The following is a 2077-nucleotide window of genomic DNA, read 5'->3' on the forward strand; positions in this document are numbered from 1 at the left end:
CGCAGGAGAACCTGCGCCGGCGGCTCGGCGACCACCACCCCTGGGTGCTCGCGGCCGCCGCGTCGGTCGCGAACGCCCTGGTGGAACTGGACGAGCTGGACGAGGCGGTGCGGCTGGAGGAGTTCGCCCGGCTGGGCTACGACAGGACGGGCTTCGGACGGCACCCGGACCGGGCCCTGGTGGCGGACAATCTCGCCATGACCCGCGCCCGGCGCCTCGGCGCCCCGCCCACCGGCGAGGAGCCCCGGCGGCGCGCGGACATCGATCTCGAACTGCCCGATCTGTGAAGCGGGCCGCGGCACACCGGTGCGGCGCGGACCGGAAGGAGCGTGCAAGCCGATGAAGCGGGACGCCGACGGGGCGGTGAGCGATCCGAAGGCCCTGGTCGCCCCCCACGCCGAACGGGGCTACGACCATCTGATCGAGGCCTGCCGCAGCACGGCCGCGGCCTGCCCGGAGATCCGGTCGCTGACCCATCTCACCCTCAACACCGTCGACTTCTGCGTGCGCGCCGCCGCCGCGACGCCCTTCGAGGACGCGCTGCCCTGGGAGGACGACGTGGAGGTGGAGGGGCGGCCCGCGCGGCGGCTGGTGCGCTGGGTCAGCGAACTGGACGCCGCCATGCGGCCGTTGAACACCGGGGAGCTGATGCGGGTGCTGGCCGTCACCCGCTCCGCCGGGGCGCAGTGCTCGCGGCTGCGGGAGGGGCAGTACGTCGTCGGCGTCAGCGCGACCGGCGCCGGCGGCGACGCCGTGGACCGGGCCGTCAACGCGATGGTCACCGATCTGCGGACCCGCCACTACCAGCAGGGGGACGAGCTGCCGGGCGGCGAGCTGGGCCGGCCCAAGCGCGTCCTGGACGGCCAGGTCCCGCTGGTGATGCACGTCCTGACGCCCGACCAGGACGAGGAGAGCCGGCTGCGCGGCATATGGCAGCGCCATGTGAACCCCTACGACCTGCAGTACGCCGGCTACTACCGGCGCCGCTCCCCGGTCTGCGTCGGCGACGCCTTCGAGCACGGGGAACTGGTCGACACCTTCCTCGTCGTCCCCGTCCAGACCCGGCGCGCGCTCTACCGGGACCTCGTCTTCCGGCTCGGCTCGGCGCTGGTCGAACTCACGGACATCCTGCGGCCGTTGACCGGCGACCCGGTGGAGCGGCTGGTCCTCGACGTGCAGGAGGGCGCCGTGTACGTGCACTGGCTGGACGCGGCCGCGGGCGATTTCCTGGTGGGGGTCACGGTGCGGCAGCGGGAGGTGGCGGTGGCCGAGGAACGGCTCGCCGACCTCATCGCCGAGCTGCGTCCGGGTCCGCGCTGACCTCCTCGCGCAGCGCGCGCCATACGGTGTCGGCCAGGCCGGTGAGCACCTCCTCCACGCCGCCGGCCGGGGAGCCCGCGCCCGGGTCGCTCTCGCCGGCGTCCACCCGGGGCAGCACCTCCACCGAGATCTCGAAGCTGCGGCAGACGGTGAACAGGTCCTGCTCGCTGCGGGCGTCGGCGTCGCCGCTCTCCCACCAGTGGGTGACCGCCTCCCGGAACGCCTCCACCAGCCGGCGCGCGTACAGCAGGGCGCCCATGGCCTGGAGCGCCGTCTGCTCGGTGGTGGCCCGGCGCGGCAGCGCCGCGCGGGCGCCCTCGATGCCGGGGGCGGCCGGGCCGAGCCGGGGGCGGGGGCCGACGCCGTCCTCCAGCAGCCGGTCGAGGGCCGCCTGCGCCTGCCGGAAGGGTGCGCGGACGGGCGGCGGCACCCGCGGGTCGGCGGTGTCCGGTCCGGGCGGCGGGGCGGGCAGCCGGGGGTGGTTCACCGCGTGGTCCACGGCGTCGATGCGGTCCGCGAGCATGGCCTGCTGGGTGGTGATCGTCTCCAGCTGGTCGCGGACCTCACCGAGGACGGCGTTGCGGCCGTTGGCCCGCAGCCGTTCGATCAGGCTGCGCACCCCGTTGAGGAGCATGGACTCGAAGCGGGGGTCGTCGAACACCAGCGGCACGGTGCCGCAGTGCTCGGCGACGCGGTTGCGCATCTCCCGGCAGGCGTGGCCGTTGACGACGACCAGCACCTCCACGTTCTCCGGCGA

Annotated in this window: 2 protein-coding genes and 1 pseudogene; 2 read left to right on the top strand and 1 reads right to left on the bottom strand. The window is 75.0% G+C overall.

The window, feature by feature from the left end; all coding sequences use genetic code 11:
* Both K7787_RS31330 and K7787_RS31335 read left to right on the top strand, forming a co-directional pair.
* On the top strand, positions 1-287 hold a 287-nt coding region (locus tag K7787_RS31330), incomplete at its 5' end, for a hypothetical protein (RefSeq protein WP_223003704.1).
* Between the two features lie 52 nt (positions 288-339).
* Positions 340-1320 (top strand): hypothetical protein, encoded by a 981-nt coding sequence (locus K7787_RS31335; protein ID WP_164389499.1) that lies wholly within the window; start codon positions 340-342, stop codon positions 1318-1320.
* Here K7787_RS31335 and K7787_RS31340 read toward each other — a convergent pair.
* Positions 1289-2077: pseudogene (locus K7787_RS31340) on the bottom strand (hypothetical protein); the annotation flags it as partial. The gene K7787_RS31335 and the pseudogene K7787_RS31340 overlap by 32 nt on opposite strands.

It is taken from the genome of Streptomyces sennicomposti (genome assembly GCF_019890635.1).
GTDB classification, from domain to species: Bacteria; Actinomycetota; Actinomycetes; order Streptomycetales; family Streptomycetaceae; genus Streptomyces; species Streptomyces sennicomposti.